The organism is Stenotrophomonas sp. GD03654, assembly GCF_029845105.1.
GTDB classification, from domain to species: Bacteria; Pseudomonadota; Gammaproteobacteria; order Xanthomonadales; family Xanthomonadaceae; genus Stenotrophomonas; species Stenotrophomonas africana.
Genome location: NZ_JAOCLC010000013.1, coordinates 57,889 through 76,677 on the forward strand (window position 1 = coordinate 57,889; position 18,789 = coordinate 76,677).

An 18,789-nucleotide genomic window follows, 5' to 3' on the forward strand; every position below is an offset into this window, starting at 1 on the left:
CCGAAACCCGCGTCGTTGCTGGCTTTTCACCTTGCGTGGGGGTAGGGCCGCTGGTATAAAAGCAGCACTCGCGAATGAGTGATCGCTGTCAGCGATGACTGAATCGGCGAACCGTTTCCACATGGCGGCCGCATGCAGAAGGCATGCGGTTGCTTCCCTGTCGAATAAGCGGAACCCACCGCCAAAGGAGTTGTAGAGAATGAACAAGACCGAATTGATCGATGCCGTTGCTGAAGCTGCAGACCTGACCAAGGCCGAGTCCAGCCGCGCCGTCGATGCCGTCGTTGCTGCCGTCACCAAGGCGCTGAAGGACGGCGATGCGGTCACCCTGGTTGGCTTCGGTACCTTCCAGGTCCGCGACCGTGCTGCACGCACCGGCCGCAACCCGAAGACCGGCGACACCATCAAGATCGCTGCTTCGAAGAATCCGTCGTTCAAGGCTGGTAAGGCCCTGAAGGATGCTGTAAACTAAGCGGCTCGCTGGGGTGCTTAGCTCAGCGGTAGAGCGTCTCCTTTACACGGAGAGGGTCGGGGGTTCGAAACCCTCAGCACCCACCACAGCACCGCGGTAAAAGTTTGAGTGTGGAGCGGTAGTTCAGCTGGTTAGAATGCTGGCCTGTCACGCCGGAGGTCGCGGGTTCGAGTCCCGTCCGCTCCGCCATTCAACGAGGCCTCCGGCCAAAAGCTGGAGGCTTTGTTTTCTTCCCGGTCCAAGCCGGCTGGAAGACAAAAAAAGCAACAATGCGGAGCGGTAGTTCAGCTGGTTAGAATGCTGGCCTGTCACGCCGGAGGTCGCGGGTTCGAGTCCCGTCCGCTCCGCCATTACATCGAGGCCCCCGGCCGAAAGCTGGGGGCCTTGTCTTCTCACCGACGGGTTCGGGAAGAAGGCGAAAGGGTTTTTGCAAGAACGGAGCGGTAGTTCAGCTGGTTAGAATGCTGGCCTGTCACGCCGGAGGTCGCGGGTTCGAGTCCCGTCCGCTCCGCCATTGCAGAATTCTTAAGTCCCTGTGAAAAAACTTTGAAAAAAGTGTTCATCGGGCTGGGTTTCCAGAGAGTCTTCGGATATACTGGGCGCCTGCAAAGTTCAAGCGCGGAGCGGTAGTTCAGCTGGTTAGAATGCTGGCCTGTCACGCCGGAGGTCGCGGGTTCGAGTCCCGTCCGCTCCGCCAACTTTAAAAGCCCTCGGCGCAAGCCGGGGGCTTTTTCTTTGTGCCGTGCCGCAGGCCTGCCGATGTGCTGATGGCGCAGGTCCGCGAAGATCGGCGCAGGCCGCGCCGGTGCTGCTTTTGGTCCCTGCGGCGAAGCGGGTTACACTGCCGGGCTCGCCAATCAGGCCTTGTGATTCTCACCATGCTGCAGAAACTCCGCGACAAGACCTCAGGCTGGATCGTCACCGTGATCCTGGGGCTGCTGATGATTCCGTTCCTGTTCGTGATCGACAACAGCTACCTCGGTGGCGTTGGCGCACAGAACGTGGCCAAGGTTTCCGCGCCGCCGACCTGGTGGCGTTCGGCGCCGTCGTGGTGGCCGGTGCGCATGCTGTGGCAGCACCACGAGATCAGCGCGCAGGATTTCCGCACCCGTTTCGAGCAGGAGCGCATGCGTGAGCGCCAGCAGCAGGGTGAGAACTTCGACCCGCGCGCGTTCGAAAGCACTGAAAACAAGCTGGCCGTGCTCGACCAGCTGATCGACGAACAGGTCGTGCGCCTGGTCGGCGAGCAGGCCGGTGTTGTGGTCGGCGATGGCGCGGTGCGTGAGTACATCGCCACCATCCCCGCCTTCCTCGATTCGAATGGCAAGTTCAACGAGAACAACTACCGCCTGGCCCTGGCCGGTGGCAATCCGCCGCGCACCCCGACCCAGTTCCAGGAGCTGGTGCGCGAGAGCCTGCAGCAGTCGGTGATCCCGTCGGGCCTGCAGAACTCCGGCTTTGTCACCCAGTCCGAGACCGAGCGTCTGCTGAAGCTGCTGGGCGAAACCCGTGACGTCGAACTGGCCGCGCTGCCGGAAGTGCCGGCCGATACCGCGCCGGTCACCGACGCGCAGATCAAGCAGTGGTACGACAGCCACGGCAAGGATTTCCGTCAGGCCGAGAGCGTGTCGCTGGAATACGTCGAGATCAACGGCGCCAATCTGCCGGCACCGATCGCGGCTGACGAAGCGACCCTGCGCAAGCGCTATGAAGACGAGAAGGCGAAGTTCACCTCGCCGGAACAGCGCCAGGCTGCCCATATCCTGATCACCGGTGACGGCGCTGAAGCCAAGGCGAACAAGATCGCTGCCGAAGCCAAGGCGGCGGGTGCCGACTTCGCGGCGCTGGCCAAGGCCAACTCGGAAGACCCGGGTTCGAAGAACCAGGGCGGTGATCTGGGCTGGGTCGAGCGTGGCGCGATGGTCAAGCCGTTCGAGGACGCTCTGTTCGCCGCCAAGGCGGGTGACGTGATCGGTCCGGTGAAGACCGACTTCGGCTACCACATCATCAAGGTCGCCGCGGTGCGTGGTGGCGAAGGCAAGTCGTTCGAGGAAGTGCGTGACACGCTGGCCGCAGAGCAGCTGAAGGCCGACGGCGAGCGTGGCTTCAACGAGTTGGCCGGTCGTCTGGTCGATGCCATCAACAAGAGCCCGAGCGACCTGGCCGCTGCCGCCAAGGAAGTGAACCTGCCGCTGCAGACGCTGGGTCCGATCACCCGTGCCACCGCCAGCGGTATTGCCACTGACCCGGCCGTGCTGCGTGCGGCCTTCTCTGAAGTGCTGGTGCAGGACGGTACCGCCAGCGACCCGATCGCCCTGGGCGGTGCCACCAACCACAGCGTGGTCATCCGCGTGGCGGCGCATACCCCGGAGCAGGCGATGCCGCTGGACAAGGCGCGTGAGCAGGTGATCGCCGCGATCCGCGCCGACCGCCAGCGTCAGGCCAGCGACAAGGCCGCCGACGCCGTGCTGGCCAAGCTGAAGGCGGGTGCCACCCTGCAGTCTCTGGCCGCCAGCGAGAAGCTGCAGGTGAGCCCGATGCCGGGCCTGCCGCGCAGCCAGCCGGTGCCGACCCCGGAAATCAACCGCGCGATCTTCAGCGCACCGGTCCCGGCCGAGGGCAAGCCGAGCTACGGCAAGGTCGACGTCAACGGTCACGCGCTGCTGTTTGCCGTGAACAAGGTCAACCCGGGCGACATCAAGGAAGTGACCGCCGAGCAGCAGAAGCAGCTGAAGGACCAGCTGAGCCAGATCGACGGCATGGCTGCGGCCAAGGCCTACATCGACGCGATGCGCAAGAAGTTCGTGGTCCAGACCACCGAAGCGAACCTGTAAGCCCACCGGCTGCAGGTACGAAAAGGCCCGGCAATGCCGGGCCTTTTTTGTGCCTTCGCCTCGTTTGTGGCGCGCTTGAGCTTTGGTAGTGGTCGAGCTTGCTCGACCGCCTTTTGTAGAGTCGAGCCGTGCTCGACTGCATCTGCCAGGCACAGACATGAAAAAGCCGAGCATGGGCTCGGCTCTACACGGGAGGCGCCTGGCCTGCGCGTCAGTCTTCGACGCGCAGTACCGCGCCCGGCTTCAGCACGCTGCTGCCACTCAGACCGTTCAGCGATAGCAGCGCCTTTACCGGCATGCCGTAGCGGCGGGCAATGGTCCAGGCCGATTCGCCATCACGCACGGTGTGGCGGCGGCTGCGCGGACGGTCGGCGATCGCGGCGACGGTCTTGGCCACCTGTGGCGTCGGTGACGCGGTGGCGACTGGCGCAGCGCTGGCGACCAGGGCAGATGCAGTGTCCGCCACCGTCGCATTGGCAGCCGAGACAGGGGCCAGCACGCGGGTGGTGCCGGAGGCGCGGCCACCCGAGGCCAGCGCGGGGTTCAGGCGGGCGATCTTCGCCGGGTCCAGGGCGCGCTGTGCGGCCCACTGCTGGACGCTGGTGCCCGCGGGCAGGGTGTGGTCCTTCAGCACCGGCACGGTGCGGTCCAGCGAGGCCATCACGCCCGGCTGGTCTTCCACGTCTTCCAGCACGCAGGCCAGGGCGTGCAGCTTCTCGACGTAGGCATGGGTGACCGGCGACAGGCCCGGCAATGCCGAAGGCTTGGCGTTCTGCGCGTTCATGCCGGCCTTGCGCATGGACTGCAGCACCCGGTACTCGCCGGCGTTGTAGGCCATGGTGGCCAGGCGCCAGTCGCCGCCGAACATGCCGTGCAGGGTCTTCAGGTAGCGCACCGCGGCCTGGGTCGAATCAACCGCCGACAGGCGGCCGTCGTAGCCGTTGGCCATCGGTACGCGATGGTTGCGTGCGGTGGTGGCGATGAACTGCCACAGGCCGGTCGGGCCGCTGCCGTTGCGGGCATTGGGCCGATAGCCGCTTTCCACGAAGGGAATGAGCGCGAATTCGGTGGGCAGGTTGGCCTTGCGCAGCTCTTCGACCACATAGCCGAACAGCACCAGCGCATCGTCATCCTGGTTGGCCAGGCGCGAGGGGGCGTGGGCGAACTGCTTCTGCCAGCGGGGGCTGGTGGCCTCGGCATCGCAGCTGGGCTCGGCCAGGCCGTCGCGGAAGCTGGTGAAGATCTCCTGGCCGTTGCGCACCGAAGCGGCGGGCAGCGCTGAAGCGTCCAGCGGCAGGGCCGCAGCGGCGGTCAGGTTCTGGCTGATGCCAGCGCCCAGCGACTGCGCGCCCGCGGTTCCGGCCAACCCCAGGACAAGGCCCAGGGCCAGCGGCAGACTTCGGCGCATCATGCGCGGAAGCCGTCTTTCCAGTGCCGGAGACCGGCCATCACGTCGACGTCGTCCACGACGTCACGGCCCAGGTGTGCCGACACCGACGCACGGATAGGCGCCGCGTGCACACGCAGGAAGGGATTGCAGTCGAATTCGTTGGCCAGGGTTACCGGCAGGGTGGAACGGTCATCGCGGCGCATGGCCAAAGCCTCCTCTTGGCGCTGCCACAAGGCAGCGTTGGCGGGGTCGACATGCCGCGCGAAGACGGCATTTGACACGGTGTACTCATGAGCGCAACAAAGCAGCAGTTGCGCGGGCAGGGCGCCCAGCTTGCGCATCGATGCCAGCAGCTGGGACGGCGTACCTTCGAACAGGCGTCCACAGCCCAGGCTGAACAACGAATCTCCGCTGAAAAGATGTTCAGCAGTGTGAAACGCGATGTGGCTGCGGGTATGCCCGGGCACGGATAGTACGTGGAACGTCTGGCCCAGTGCCTGAACGCGTTCACCTTCGCCGACCCGCTCGGTTGCGGTGGGAATGCGTTCTTCGACCGGCGCGACAACCCGCACGCCGGGGAAACGTGCCTGCAATGCCGGCACGCCACCGATGTGGTCGTCGTGGTGATGGGTAAGCAGGATCGTGTCCACGTGCAGGCCCTGATCGGCCAGCGCGAGCACCGGCGCGGCGTCACCGGGGTCAACGACCACGGCGGCGCCATCGTTGTCGATCAGCGTCCAGATGTAGTTATCCGCAAATGCGGGCAGGGCAGTCAGTCGCATAGAATTGGACCATGCCCGCGCTGCAGAGCACCCGTCAAGCGAGCCAGACCCCGTGGTTCGACACTGAACCGGCGGAGGCCTTGCGCGTGCTGGAGCGGCAATTGCTGCTGCCGCAGCTGTCGGCGCTGCCGGCGCAGCCCTGGCTGTGGATCGCACCAAGTGCGGCCTGGCTGGACGATGCACAGCTGGGCGGGCGCGGTCTGCGCCTGTTCCGGCAGGGGCAGGGCTATGCCGGCGACACCCGTTGTGCGCTGCCATTGCCGCTGGCCAATGAAAGCGTCAATGCGATCGTGCTGCAGCATGTCACCGCGACCGATGCTGACCGGCTCCTCGACGAGTGCGAACGCGTTCTGATGCCGGGCGGCCATCTGTGGCTGAGCAGCCTCAATCCGTTCAGCCCGTATCGCACGCGCTGGCGCCAGCATGGGCTGGTGGTGCGCACGCCGCAGCGGATCCGCCTGCTGCTCAGCCGTCATGGGCTGGAGTGCGACGATATGCGTTACCTGGGCCCGCTCTGGCGCGGCGAGGGCAGTCCCCGCCCCGCAGGCTGGGCGCCGCTGCGCGCGGCCTGCCTGTTCCATGCGGAAAAACGCACGCTGGCCCTGCCTGGGCCGAAACCGCTGCCGGTGCGCTGGCACGGCACCGTAGCTACCTGATTCTGGAGTTGTATTGAAAACCATCGAAATCCACACCGACGGTTCCTGCCTTGGCAATCCCGGCCCCGGCGGCTGGGCTGCGCTGCTGCGCTACAAGGGCCACGAGCGCGAACTGAGCGGTGGCGAGGCCCACACCACCAACAACCGGATGGAACTGATGGCGGCCATTTCCGGGCTGGAGTCGCTGACCGAGCCGTGCAACATCGTGCTCTATACCGATTCGCAGTACGTGCGGCAGGGCCTGACCCAGTGGATGCCGGGCTGGATCCGCAAGAACTGGAAGACCGCCGGCGGCGATCCGGTGAAGAACCGTGAGCTGTGGGAGCGCCTGCAGGCGGCCACGCTGCGGCATCAGATCGACTGGCGGTGGGTGAAAGGCCACTCCGGCGATCCGGACAATGAGCGGGTGGACACCCTGGCCCGCAACGCGGCGATCCAGATCCGCGACGCCAGCCCGGTAAACTGAGCCCATGCGTCAGATCATCCTCGATACCGAAACCACCGGCCTGGAGTGGAAGAAGGGCAACCGCATCGTCGAAATCGGCTGCGTGGAGCTGTTCAAGCGCCGCCCGACCGGCAACAACTATCACCAGTACATCAAGCCCGACTGTGAGTTCGAACAGGGCGCGCAGGAAGTCACCGGCCTGACCCTGGAATTCCTCGATGACAAGCCGGACTTCGCGCAGATCGCCGACGAGTTCCTGGCCTTCATCGATGGCGCCGAGCTGATCATCCACAACGCGGCGTTCGACCTCGGCTTCCTCGACAACGAGCTGTCGCTGCTCGGGCCGCAGTACGGGAAGATCACCGACCGCTGCACCGTGATCGATACCCTGGTGATGGCGCGCGAGCGCTTCCCGGGCCAGCGCAATTCGCTGGATGCGCTGTGCAAGCGGCTGGGCGTGGACAACTCGCACCGTGCACTGCATGGCGGCCTGCTCGATGCGCAGATCCTGGGCGATGTCTATATCGCGCTGACCTCGGGCCAGGAGGAAATCGGTTTCGGCCTGGGCGATGACGATGGCGGTGGCGCCGGTGCGGCGCTGCATGCCTTCGATACCAGCAAGCTGCTGCCGCGCCCACGCGTGGTGGCCACGCCGTCGGAACTGGAAGCGCATGCCGCGCGACTGGAGCGGCTGCGCAAAAAGGCTGGCCACGCGCTGTGGGATGGCCCGAAGGTGGAAGAACCCGCCAGCGCGTAATGCCCGGGATGGGGTGGTGCGCGCCGCGGGCCGGCAGTGCCGTATCCACGCATGGCGTGGATCTACCGGTTAATGGCAGCGCACCAGGATCACGCTGATGTTGTCGCGCCCGCCGCCGTCGAGCGCGGCCGCGACCAGCGTGTCCACGCATTCCTGTGCGCTGGCATCCTCGAAGGCGAGGGTGCGGGCGATGCCGCGGTCGTCCACTTCCTCGGTGAGGCCGTCACTGCATAGCAGCAGCTGCATGCCGGGGCGCAGCTCACCACTGGTGGTGGCCACGTTCAGATGCGCCGGATCGGTCACGCCCAGTGCCTGGGTGACCACGTTGCGATGCGGATGCGCACGCGCCTGTTCGGCGGTCAGGTTGCCCTGCGCGACCAGTTCCTGCACCACGCTGTGGTCCTGGCTGAGCTGGGCCAGTTGGCCGTCGCGCCAAAGGTAGGCGCGGCTGTCGCCGACCCACGCCACTTCATAGCGGTTGCCCTGCACGCGCGCAGCGACCACGGTGGTGCCCATCGGCAGTGTGTCATTGCGACGGCGCGAGGCGCGGATGATCTCTTCGTCCGCGGTGCGGATGGCCTGCGCCAGCGGCGCGCCGCGGCGGATTTCGCGCACGATGGTTTCGCGCGCCAGCGCGCTGGCCACTTCGCCGCAGGCGTGCCCGCCCATGCCATCGGCCACCAGCCACAGGGCCAGCTCGCTGTCACCGTAGTAGGTGTCCTCGTTGAGCTCGCGGCGCATGCCGGGGTGGGTGAGGTGTCCGAATTCGATCATGGGGGCTGGGGCGGGGTGTTGCTGGGGAGACAGGCATCATCGGGTGGCTGCACGCATCCGGCAAGGCATGCGCTCAGGAAATTTTCACTTCGTTTGCCGGAATGACTTGTCGTCGGCCTCACTTCCTCGTATGATGCGCGTCCCCGGTCCGCCGGGGACCACCCGGAGAGGTGGCAGAGTGGTTGAATGTACCTGACTCGAAATCAGGCAGGCGTTTATAGCGCCTCGGGGGTTCGAATCCCCCCCTCTCCGCCAGATAATTGAACTAAGCCCTTGAGTTTCAAGGGCTTTTTTCATTTCTGGCTTAGCTAGTATGCCATCTGGTATGCCATGGGAAGCTGGCTGCTGCTGGACCATTCTGGACATCTTGGAGCCTATAAGCGGCGCGCATCGGCCTTGCTGGTCAAAGCGTTCGCATGCCAGTGCTTATGGCAGCTAATCTTGATACCTGTTGTGGCCTGATGGCCGCTAGTCGAGCTTATTCAGGTAGAGATGGGCTTCGAAGGAAGATGGTTATCAAAATGCAACCCTTGTGCGATCATCATGCTAGTGTCCGGGTAGTTGCTGATGGATAGCAGGCTTTCACCGATGGATCCACAAGGAATTGCTGACCCGGATGTGCGATCTTTCCGGGTGCACACGGATGATGAACGAACGCTTCACAGATTTGACCCAGCCACAGCGCGATCGTCTCGCGTTCGTGGAATTGCGCGTGCGCTTCATCGGGGAGATACGCCGTCAGGACTTGGTCACGCGGTTTGGCATCCAGTCCGCCGCCGCATCCAGGGACTTGGCGCTGTACAAGGAGTTGGCCTCGGGCAACATCGACTACGACTCCAAGGTCAAGTCCTACGTATTGGGGCCGGACTTCCAGCCCATCTTCGACTTCCCTCCGGAGCGGGTGCTGTCGTGGTTGACCCAGGGCTTTGGCGACGGTGAGCCTATGCGGCTCAAGGCATGGGTGATGAGCGAGAGCCCGTCACGGCTCGCGCATCCGGATCTGGACGTGCTAGCGAGCGTGACCCGGGCGATCCACCAGGAGTGTCCGCTCGGCATTGAGTACTGCTCCATCTCCAGTGGTCGCACCGAGCGGGAGATCGTCCCGTTCGCGTTGATCGACAACGGCTTGCGCTGGCTCGTCCGCGCCTTCGACCGCAAATCGCAGGAATTCCGGGATTTCGTCATTAACCGGATCAAGTGCCCCGTGGCGCTTAAGGCGCAGCTAGTGGCGCCCCACGAGATGAGTGATCAGGACATCCAGTGGACCAGGATCGTGGAACTGGAGTTGGTGCCGCACCCCAATCAACCCCGTCCCGAGATCGCGGAGATGGATTACGGCATGACTGGCGGCATGGTGAAGATGAAGCTTCGGGCAGCGACTGCCGGCTACATCCTGCGCAAGTGGAGCGTCGACTGCACCGCAGACCACAGCCTTCGTGGGCCGGAGTACAGACTATGGCTGAAGGACCACTTGGCCTTGTACGGCGTCAAGAACGCCGTGCTGGCACCAGGGTATGCACCCTTGGATGCGGCCCGAGCAGGAGCGGAATGTGACTGAACAATAGCTACCACTGCCGGCGCCGGTCGCGTCGGTAGAACAAACGAATGACGAGAATTGAGATGAAAGAATCCTACCTACCGACATTGCTGCAGATGAGGATGCTTGTCGGCTTCCTTGGCGAGCGTGCTCAGTACGCCTGGTGGCCAACGGCGTTCTATGAGGCATCAAACAAGCTCTTCCTGGAGCCGGTCTTCTCGAAAACGTCTCGCCTCGCTCAGTACCACGGTGTGCTGGAAGCAGCCAGACGATTGCACGACGAGCATTTGAGCGTGGGTAGCTACCACCTGTTCCGGTTGCCCGAAGAGGTCGAGCAAGACCTGCACGCGACCGTGCAAAGTAGCGTGGGAGAAGAACTCGCCAGCCAGGCGCCACAAAGCAAAGAGGCTGCGCTTGATGCGTTGAAGCGATTGGCTGCCACGGGCGGCACTTCCAGCGTGGGTCCAACGGCGGTCGGGGGCATCAAGGATCTCGATTCCACCGACACACTGAAGGCTATCGCTGCGGCCTATCTATCGGCGTTCACACAGAACGCCAAAACTTATCCGTATCTGGTGGGGTGATCGTGGCCGACAACACGCCCTACACGACTCAGTTGCAAGCAGGCCTTGGGCTCGTCAACGAAACCAAGACGCTGCTCGACCTGTGGTCGCCTGGCATGTCGGCGAACCAGTTGCATCAGGTCGCACTGGAATCGGGTCGATTCCCCACCGTTACCGCGCGCCGACTTCGCAACATCGTCGTCGAATGCTTCGCTCCACGCTATCTCGTGGCAGGTGGTGCACCAGCAGCACATCTCAAGCGGCTGTCCGCAACGATATCCACGGCTGACCTGACGCAGCTCATGCTCGTTTTTACGAGTCGGGCCAACCCGATCCTTGGCGACTTCGTGCGCCATGTTTACTGGGCTCGATACGCCGGTGGATACACACAGATCACCAATGAAGACGCGCGGACCTTTGTCGAGCGCGGCATTGATGACGGCAAGACCATCAAGCGCTGGTCGGAAACCACTGTACGGCGTGTCTCCGCCTATCTGACCGGATGCTGCGCCGACTACGGAATGCTCGAACGTGGACTGCGCTCAAGCCGTCGCATCCTGCCGTTCCGTATTTCGCCAGCCGTGGCCGCGTACTTGGCCTACGAACTGCATTTTTCCTGTGTCGGTGATAACGCCCTGCTGACTCACGAAGACTGGCAGTTATTTGGCTTGGCGCGCGAAGACGTGCTGGAAGAAATCAAACGACTCTCGCTGAAGGGTTTGCTCATCGTCCAGGCTGCTGGCGACGTGATCCGCATCAGCTGGAAACAACAAGACATGGAGGCGCTCTGCGATGTCCTCACTCAAGGCTGATTTCGACGAGTTGCGCGAGCGCATCCGGCACGGGCGCGAGCTTGGCCATGCGAGCTTCGAGCCGATTTATTACCTTGTCTTCCCACCAGAGCAGATCCTCGAGGTGAAGCGGCAAACGCCCGCTTGGGTGGCCAAGCTGCACCAGGAAGGCTGGGACGTGCACACGTTCTCCATCGCTGAACAGATCTGGGCCCTACTGAAAGACGACCCGTTCTGGTCGCTGTGCGTGATGGAGGACAAGTCAGCGCCCTTGGATTGGCCACGTACCAACAAGGCGCTGGCGGACATCCTGACGGCGGATAACGGCCTGCTGAAGCGGCTGGAGGATGCCCTGCAGCCGCTCGAAGCCCAGCAGAACGCGCTGCTGTTGGTAACGGATCTTGAGGCACTGCATCCGTTTATGCGCATCGGCGCCATCGAAAGCCAGCTCCAGGGCAAGTTTCACGTACCGACGATTTTTCTGTACCCCGGCGTGCGAACCGGCAAGACACGCCTGAAGTTTCTCGGCTTCTACCCGGAAGACGGCAATTACCGCTCCGTCCACGTCGGCGGCTGAACAGACAAAAGAACCCTGGGACAAACCTATGACCATTCGCTCACTCTTCGATCCAAGCAAGGACATCTACCGGACCATCGAAAAGGTCATCACCTATGGCGCCTCGCAAGAAGGCCGCCTCAAGGCTGAGATCTCTGAATACGTGGTCACCGAGAGTATTGAGGAGCAGTTCCGCAAGCTCCTCGATCGCATGCAGCTTGCGATGGAGTCCGGTGGCGAAAATGAGGTGGGCGTCTGGGTCTCTGGCTTCTACGGCTCCGGTAAGAGCTCGTTCACCAAGTATCTCGGCTTGGCGTTTGATGATCAGCGCACCATCGACGGCACGCCGTTCATCAACTACCTGCAAGACCGCCTGCACAAGCCACAGACCAAGGCGCTCCTCAGCACTGTAGCGAAGCGCTTCCCGGCTGCAGTGGTCATGCTGGACCTCGCCAGTGAAATGCTCGCTGGCGCCACGATGGAAGACGTCTCCACCGTCCTCTACTTCAAGGTACTGCAGTGGGCTGGCTACTCGCGCAACCTGAAGGTTGCCGCTTTTGAGCGCATGGTCGAGAAGGACGGTCGCACGCCCGAACTCCATGAGCGTATCGCCCAGGCGCTGCCAGGTGCCACCTGGGCTCGCGTGCAGAACAACCCACTGGCCATCGACGGCTTGATCCCGAAAATCGCCCATGAGATGTACCCGGCACTCTTCCCGGAGGCCAAGTCATTCTCGTCCAGCACCGAAGGCTTCTTCCAGTTCGAAGACCAGCGCGTGCAAGAGATGATCGACATCGTCCGCGAGAAGAGTGGTAAGCAGAACATCATCTTCATCGTCGACGAAGTCGGCCAGTACGTGGCCTCACGCGACAACCTGATCCTCAACCTTGATGGCCTGGCGAAGAACCTCAAGAGGCTGGGCGACGGCAAGGCCTGGATCATCTCTACCGCGCAGCAGACGCTGACGGAAGACGACCCGCGCGCCGCGCTGAACTCCGACAAGCTCTACAAGCTGAAAGACCGCTTCCCGATTCAGATCGACCTTGAATCGAGCGACATCAAAGAGATTTGCTACCGCCGTCTGCTCGGTAAATCGCCAGCGGGCGAGACCGAGCTTGGCAAGCTTTTCGATGCCCATGGTCAGGCGCTGCGACACAACACCAAGCTGCAGGACGCTAAGTACTACGACGCAGACTTCAGCAAAGAGAGTTTCACCAATCTCTACCCGTTCCTGCCGGCGCACTTCGACATCCTGCTGCACCTACTCGGCGCGCTCGCAAAGTCCACCGGCGGCATCGGTCTACGCTCTGCGATCAAGGTAATTCAGGATGTCCTGAAAGGTGAAGGCGGTTCCAAGGCCATGGCCGATCAGCCCGTGGGCTGGCTGGCCACCACGGTGACGCTGTACGACGAACTGGAAAAGGACATTCGCCGTGCCTTCACGTCCATCCACCAGGCGGTCGGCAAAGTGCAGATTCGCTTCCCGGATTCACAGCTACATCAGGACATCGCCAAGTCCGTCGCCGTGTTGCAGATCCTCGGCAACTTGCCAGTCTCGGTGCAGAACGTCGCCAGCCTGATGCATCCCTCCGTCACGGCACCTTCGCAGCTCGACACGGTCAAGAAAGCCGTCGAAGAGATGCTGAACGATGTGCATGTGCCGCTCGGCGAGAAAGATGGCAACCTCGTGTTCCTCAGCGAGAAGCTGCGGGATATCGAGCAGGAGCGAGGCGCGATTGCGTTGCGCACCGTGGATGTGAAGCGCATCTTCAACGATGCGCTGCGCGAGTCCTTCGATCCGCTGCCTCGCGTCAGCCTCCACGGCACGATGGCCGTCGCAACGGGCCTGAAGGTCCAGGCCGGCAGCGCCATCACCAGCCTGGCCGGTGATCAGAGCACCATCCAAACCGTTGTTGAGTTGGTGCCAGCCAGTGACTACGACACCGCCAAGAACCGGATGCTGGATGATTCCCGCAGCCGGGCGGGTCGAAACGTCATCGGGCTCTTGGCTCGCGCAAATTCCGAACTCGACGATCTGGCGAACGAAATCTATCGCTGTCAGCGCATTGCCGAGCTGCACCGCAACGAGCCCGACCAAGAGGTAAAGGACTACTGCACCGGCCAGCTCGACCGTGCTGCCAAGCTGGCGACCCAGCTCCAGAGCAAGATCAAACAAACTCTGCAAGCCGGCTCGTTTGTGTTCCGCGGCCAGGCCACGGCGGTGTCGGCACTGGATGCTGATTTGCTGGAGGCCGCCAAGAAGCTGCTCTCCGACGTTGCTGACCAGGTGTTCGACCGGTACGTAGAAGCCCCAGTACGTGCCGGAACCGACACCGCCGAGAAATTCCTGAAGGTCGCCAACCCCGCGGCCATCAGCAGCGCGCTGGACCCGCTCGGTTTGGTGCAAACCGTGGCCGGTCGTGCCTCGTTCAAAACCGACCATAAAGCGATGATCAGCATCCGCGACTACATCGACAAGCGCGGCACGGTCGATGGCAAGCGCCTGCTCGACGACTTCAGCAGCGCCCCGTTCGGCTGGTCGCCGGACACCACGCGCTACATCGTCGCGGCCATGCTTATGGCTGGAGAGATCAAGCTCAAGGTCTCGGGACGCGAAGTCACGGCCGCTGGGCAACAGGCCATCGATGCCCTGAAGACCAACAACTCCTTCAAGCAGATCGGCGTGGCCCTGCGCGACGAGCGCCCGTCCATCGAAACGCTCGGTCGGGCGGCAGAGCGGCTCACTGAACTGGTCGGTGACATGGTGATCCCGCTTGAGCAAGAGATCAGCAAGGCGGCGGCCAAGCACTTCACGCGCTTCCAGCACGATTACGGCTCCTTGGCTGAAAAGCTCAGCGGCCTTGGGCTGGCGGGTAGCGAACGCATCCGTACTTTGAACCAGGACATTGCCGATGTTCTGTTTACAGATGCGTCAGATGCTCCACAGCGTCTGGGTGCCGAAACCTCCGCCATTTACGACAATCTCAAGTGGGCGCTGGAAGTGAAGCGAGCGTTCGACAATGGGCTCGACGCTACCTTGCGTGACTTGCAAGCTCATCGTCGCGACATCGAAGCCTTGCCGGACACTGGCGTGCCAGGAGAGCTGCGCCGCGAACTTGCCGAAGACTTGGGAACCCTGTCAGAGCGCTTGGGCAAAGAAGACTTCTACAAACACACCACCGACTTCAATTCGCAGCTAACCCATCTGAAGGGCCGTTTGCGCGATGCGGTCATCACGCTCTCCGATCAGCAAAAGCTGCGTTTGAAGGAAGGGGTCGAGGATCTGCAGCGCATCACTGAGTGGGAAGAACTCACCCAGGAGGAGCGCGGCAACGCCGTGAACCGGTTGGATGGGCTTGCTCTGTCAGCCACCCAGGATCTGGCCGGACTTAAGAAACTGCTGGCTCGCGACTACGACATCAACAGCACCCTCGACGATCTTAAGCGGTCGATCCAGCGGCAGGGCCAGGAACGTCTGCGCCAGCGCATGGAGGAAGAACGCGTCAAAAACGGAGAAGAAGGTCCGGCCAAGCTGACAAAGTCGATCGCGATTCCCGTGACGATGACGTCGGCTGCGGACATTGATGCGCTGATCCAACAGCTACAGGAAATCAAGGCACAGCTTGGCCTTTATGTAGAGGCGGAAATCAACTTTGTGATGCATGGTCAGGGCGCGTGAGCTGCATGGAAATACAATTGACCGGAGAGCAGTCCGCCGCGCTGGATGCCATTAGAACCTTTCTTCTTGATGACACTCGAGATGCTTTTGTCCTGCGTGGCAGTGCAGGCACTGGTAAGACCACACTTGTTGCCCAACTGGTCAAAACTCTAGAGGAGATGAACCTTTCCTGCAGCCTCCTGGCACCGACAGGCCGGGCAGCCCGAATTCTGGGCAACAAGATCAAGCAAATCACTGGAAACTCTGGATACGAAGGGTCGACTATCCATCGGGCGATTTACATGCTTACCAATTTGGAGGTGAATGAAGGGGCCGAGACGGCTAACGACCCGGGGATGCGGATGATCTTCCCGTTGAAGGAGGAAGAACCGGTTGTTTCCTTGTTTGTGATCGACGAATCGTCAATGGTTGGAGATAAGGAGAATCACGGTGATTTCATGCAGTTCGGTTCAGGCCGATTGCTCCTGGATATCGTGACCTTTGCCCGAATGAACAGATCAGGTCGCACAAAGAATCACCTTACCAAGCTGCTTTTCGTCGGCGATCCTGCGCAGCTACCTCCGGTTGGAGAAAATGCGTCACCGGCCTTGTCAGATGCGTATCTGAGTGAGCAATTCAAGTTGAAGGTGGATTCGTTCGATTTGAAAAATGTCATGCGTCAGGCGCAGGGCAGTGCCATTCTCGACCGCGCGACGGAGTTGCGCGACGCGATGCTGGCCGAGCGGTTCAATAAATTTTCACTGCAGCCCAATGGACAGGATATTGAACAGGTAGATGCCCAAAGAGCCGTCGATCTGGTCGTTCAATGGTTGCAGACAAAAACTTCTAACGTCGCAGTCGTGCACTCTAACGCCAATGCGCTGGACTACAACCGTAACATCAGAGATCGTCGTTGGGGCGATGCCAGTCTGCCTATCCAGGTGGGCGAAACGCTGTTAATAAACAAAAACTCAACAACGCACGAACTCAGCAATGGCGATCTGGTCAAGGTCATAGAGGTGGGAGCAGACGCACAACGTGTGCCAGTAAATCTCAAGGGAGGCCACCATGTTGAGTTGTGGTTCCGCAATATCACCGTTGCTTTTCGTGATGCGGATGGCAGCGTCATCCAGACAAACTGCCTGGTACTAGAGAACTTGCTAGATTCGCCTAACCGTGAATTGACCCCGTTGGAGCAGCGGGCGCTTTTGGTAGATTTTCGAAAGCGCCACCCTGACCTGCATCCAAAGTCGGCTGAATTCCGCAAAGTTATCCGTGACGACCCGTACTTCAACGCGCTCCAGGTCAAGTACGGCTATGCCATGACCTGTCACAAGGCGCAGGGCGGGGAATGGAATACTGTCCTTGTTGACTTCGGGTCCGGCAGGGGCTCTCGCAATGCATCGTTCTTTCGTTGGGCTTATACGGCCATCACGCGAGCAGCCAAGAAACTGATCATCGTGAATCCCCCTGACTTCACACCCACCGGTGACATCGCCTGGACTGGCTCATCAGGCGCGTCTGAAAAACCTGAAAAGGCTGGACTTCAGGAGCTCATGACTGATCCAGACTGGCAGAGGCTTTCGTTCACACCCGCTATTGCCCCCTTGATGAAAACCCATCAGCAGTTACGCCTGGTGTGGGGGGCTCAAGGCATCGAAATTGAACAGTTGCAGCACTTGCAGTATTGCGAGCGCTACACCCTTTCGCGCAATGGCAAACGCGCCGTAGTTCAGTATTACTACAATGGCAAATTACAGGTCAGTCGCTCTGGATCTGTTCCTGGCGCCTTATCAGATAGTCAATTGGCGGAGGATGCGCTCACATCGCTTGGTGTGCTGGCTGCCAAATCCAGCACGGAGCAGCCAAGCCAGTTCATACAAGAGTTTCTGGATGGTCTGGATAAAGCTATTGCCGAATCGGGAATTCAACGTATCGGTCAAAAGTCGATGCCGTATCGGCTGCGATTGAGCTTTGCTGATGCTTGTCGCAAAGGTGAGATTGATTTCACTTACGACGGCGCCTTTACTTGGACGGCTGCTCAGGAAGTCGGCGGCCCAGGCAGTAGCCACGGCCTCTATGAGGAAGTACAGCGCTTGATGACGGCGCAAAAAGAGGAAAACCAGTGAGCTCCAGTGAAATCTTTGCACTTCGCAAGCAAAAACGGCATGCAGAAGCCCTGGATTTGGCCAGGTCGGAGTACCCCCAAAACAATGCTGACGTATGGTTTCTTCGAGCCTACGCATGGGCGCTGTATGACCATGTAAAAGAAATCGTCGATCGTTACGAGACAAAGCAGCTATCTCCTGCGGCGTTATCTGGCCAACTGTCACCGGACATGCGCGAGTTCTCGCACATGGCTGACGCACTGCGTGGCGATAGTGCTTTTTCACAATTTCTTCGCCTTGCGGGGAAGGCATCCAAGGATTGGTCTGAATTTCTTCTTTTTGCCCGCTGGGTGGGAAACGAAAGTTTTTCAGAAGAGGACAAGAAGCCTTTCGTCAATGAGGCAGGAAAGACTGTAGATAGTTTGTATAAACGCTTCATACGTGCCGTCTGTCGTGAGACAGTGGCTAAGGCTGTCGATCCTCAGTCGGATCCGACGCTGAATGAGTGGGGTCTTGGCGTTTTGGAACAAGCGCTAAAGAATGAGCCAAACGACCAATGGCTCAACTACTACCAGAGCAAACTGCACCTGGCCAACGGCGAGCCAGACCTTGCGATCAAGCGATTGACGCCAGTGTTACGTCGACAGTCGCGCGCGGCTTGGCCATGGGCGCTACTAGGCGAGATCCTGGAAGTTGAGCACCCACAGGATGCGTTGACTTGTTATGCCCATGCAACCCAGCTGGCTCGGGAGGAGCAGGAAGTCGCAAGGGTTCGAATCCATTTGGCACAGCGCCTCGCGCTTGCGGGCCGTTTCAATGAGGCAGCACTACAGGCGAACCTGGCACTGCAGTACAGGGAAAAGCACGCCTATAAGGTGCCCCAGGAACTGCATCAACTGCTTACCAGTGACTGGTATCAAGACGCACTCGCCAATAACTCTCTACAGCCGCTGCCGAAAGCTGAGTCCAGTGCACGTGCATTGCTTCAACAACTGGACCGACAAAACCTTACCTACACTCGCGGTGTCATTGACCACATCAATGCAGAAAAGGGGCTCAGCTATATAGCGACCGGCGCCGCTACCGGCCTCGGGCTTTTGCATAAAAAGTTTCCCACAGTGGCAAGCTTGTTGCCAGGTACTGTAGTGGAGATTGGGCGTGCAGAGGTTGAAGGCCAAGCTCTGGATTGGCGAATATCAGAGGTTCAAACCATTCCTGGCCTGTTTGAAATTTTTAGCGGCACTTTGAATAGGCAGGAGGGAAAAACATTTGCATTCATCAGCACCAGCCGAGATGACGTCTTCGTCGCCCCAGAGATGGCAGAGACCTTTACTCCTGAGGTGCAATACGACGTCACCTGTCAGGCCATTCGGCGTACCAACAAGCAGGGTAAGACCGGCTGGCGTGCTGTGAAATTCATCGAGAAAAAAGAGCAGCAGCTCTCCGCTGACTTCTAAGAGACAGGC

General features: G+C 61.0%; 15 protein-coding genes and 6 tRNA genes. 18 read left to right on the forward strand and 3 right to left on the reverse strand.

Features of this window, described 5'->3' with window-relative positions; genetic code table 11:
- The first annotated feature begins 199 nt into the window (after positions 1-199).
- The 7 genes from N5J73_RS07510 to N5J73_RS07540 all read left to right on the forward strand — a co-directional run bounded on the left by N5J73_RS07510 (position 200) and on the right by N5J73_RS07540 (position 3,306).
- Positions 200-472, forward strand: a complete 273-nt coding sequence (locus tag N5J73_RS07510) for an HU family DNA-binding protein (protein ID WP_004146343.1) — start codon at positions 200-202, stop codon at positions 470-472.
- Between the two features lie 11 nt (positions 473-483).
- A tRNA-Val gene (locus tag N5J73_RS07515) sits at positions 484-558 on the forward strand.
- Positions 559-584: 26 nt separating this feature from the next.
- Positions 585-661 (forward strand) — tRNA-Asp (locus tag N5J73_RS07520).
- Positions 662-745: 84 nt separating this feature from the next.
- Positions 746-822 (forward strand) — tRNA-Asp (locus N5J73_RS07525).
- Positions 823-909: 87 nt separating this feature from the next.
- Positions 910-986: transfer RNA gene (locus N5J73_RS07530), tRNA-Asp, on the forward strand.
- A gap of 106 nt (positions 987-1,092) precedes the next feature.
- Positions 1,093-1,169: transfer RNA gene (locus tag N5J73_RS07535), tRNA-Asp, on the forward strand.
- Positions 1,170-1,350: 181 nt separating this feature from the next.
- Positions 1,351-3,306 (forward strand): peptidyl-prolyl cis-trans isomerase, encoded by a 1,956-nt coding sequence (locus N5J73_RS07540; RefSeq protein ID WP_049444031.1) that lies wholly within the window; start codon positions 1,351-1,353, stop codon positions 3,304-3,306.
- 211 nt (positions 3,307-3,517) lie between these two features.
- Here the strand turns inward: N5J73_RS07540 and N5J73_RS07545 are convergent, their stop codons facing one another.
- Complete coding sequence (locus tag N5J73_RS07545) at positions 3,518-4,717, reverse strand: lytic transglycosylase domain-containing protein (protein ID WP_049444033.1); 1,200 nt, start codon at positions 4,715-4,717, stop codon at positions 3,518-3,520.
- Positions 4,714-5,478: a hydroxyacylglutathione hydrolase gene (gene gloB / locus N5J73_RS07550; RefSeq protein ID WP_049444035.1), complete on the reverse strand. Its 765-nt coding sequence runs from the start codon at positions 5,476-5,478 to the stop codon at positions 4,714-4,716. Before gloB ends, N5J73_RS07545 begins: the two co-directional genes overlap by 4 nt.
- Before the next feature lie 11 nt (positions 5,479-5,489).
- Between gloB and N5J73_RS07555 the strand changes: the two genes are divergently transcribed.
- The 3 genes from N5J73_RS07555 to dnaQ are packed head-to-tail and all read left to right on the forward strand — an operon-like array spanning position 5,490 to position 7,336.
- On the forward strand, positions 5,490-6,134 hold the full coding sequence (locus N5J73_RS07555; protein ID WP_049444037.1) for a methyltransferase domain-containing protein: 645 nt from the start codon (positions 5,490-5,492) through the stop codon (positions 6,132-6,134).
- Between the two features lie 13 nt (positions 6,135-6,147).
- Complete coding sequence (rnhA, locus tag N5J73_RS07560; protein WP_032129326.1) at positions 6,148-6,600, forward strand: ribonuclease HI; 453 nt, start codon at positions 6,148-6,150, stop codon at positions 6,598-6,600.
- A gap of 4 nt (positions 6,601-6,604) precedes the next feature.
- On the forward strand, positions 6,605-7,336 hold the full coding sequence (dnaQ, locus tag N5J73_RS07565) for a DNA polymerase III subunit epsilon (RefSeq protein ID WP_049444039.1): 732 nt from the start codon (positions 6,605-6,607) through the stop codon (positions 7,334-7,336).
- A 69-nt stretch (positions 7,337-7,405) separates the two neighbouring features.
- Here the strand turns inward: dnaQ and N5J73_RS07570 are convergent, their stop codons facing one another.
- On the reverse strand, positions 7,406-8,110 hold the full coding sequence (locus N5J73_RS07570; protein ID WP_005408277.1) for a PP2C family serine/threonine-protein phosphatase: 705 nt from the start codon (positions 8,108-8,110) through the stop codon (positions 7,406-7,408).
- A 164-nt stretch (positions 8,111-8,274) separates the two neighbouring features.
- Between N5J73_RS07570 and N5J73_RS07575 the strand changes: the two genes are divergently transcribed.
- The 8 genes from N5J73_RS07575 (at position 8,275) to N5J73_RS07610 (ending at position 18,780) form a co-directional block, all read left to right on the forward strand.
- A tRNA-Ser gene (locus tag N5J73_RS07575) sits at positions 8,275-8,365 on the forward strand.
- A gap of 388 nt (positions 8,366-8,753) precedes the next feature.
- Positions 8,754-9,668: a WYL domain-containing protein gene (locus N5J73_RS07580; RefSeq protein WP_004146413.1), complete on the forward strand. Its 915-nt coding sequence runs from the start codon at positions 8,754-8,756 to the stop codon at positions 9,666-9,668.
- A 62-nt stretch (positions 9,669-9,730) separates the two neighbouring features.
- Complete coding sequence (locus N5J73_RS07585; protein ID WP_032968954.1) at positions 9,731-10,231, forward strand: BrxE family protein; 501 nt, start codon at positions 9,731-9,733, stop codon at positions 10,229-10,231.
- 2 nt (positions 10,232-10,233) lie between these two features.
- The gene (locus N5J73_RS07590; RefSeq protein ID WP_049450114.1) at positions 10,234-11,022 is read left to right on the forward strand and encodes a DUF1819 family protein; all 789 of its coding nucleotides are present in this window, start codon (positions 10,234-10,236) and stop codon (positions 11,020-11,022) included.
- Complete coding sequence (locus tag N5J73_RS07595; protein ID WP_049450111.1) at positions 11,003-11,578, forward strand: BREX protein BrxB domain-containing protein; 576 nt, start codon at positions 11,003-11,005, stop codon at positions 11,576-11,578. Before N5J73_RS07590 ends, N5J73_RS07595 begins: the two co-directional genes overlap by 20 nt.
- Before the next feature lie 28 nt (positions 11,579-11,606).
- The gene (gene brxC / locus N5J73_RS07600) at positions 11,607-15,236 is read left to right on the forward strand and encodes a BREX system P-loop protein BrxC (RefSeq protein ID WP_070426722.1); all 3,630 of its coding nucleotides are present in this window, start codon (positions 11,607-11,609) and stop codon (positions 15,234-15,236) included.
- A gap of 17 nt (positions 15,237-15,253) precedes the next feature.
- Positions 15,254-17,344: an AAA family ATPase gene (locus N5J73_RS07605; protein WP_070426723.1), complete on the forward strand. Its 2,091-nt coding sequence runs from the start codon at positions 15,254-15,256 to the stop codon at positions 17,342-17,344.
- Positions 17,341-18,780, forward strand: a complete 1,440-nt coding sequence (locus N5J73_RS07610) for a hypothetical protein (RefSeq protein WP_070426724.1) — start codon at positions 17,341-17,343, stop codon at positions 18,778-18,780. Before N5J73_RS07605 ends, N5J73_RS07610 begins: the two co-directional genes overlap by 4 nt.
- Positions 18,781-18,789 lie beyond the last annotated feature (9 nt).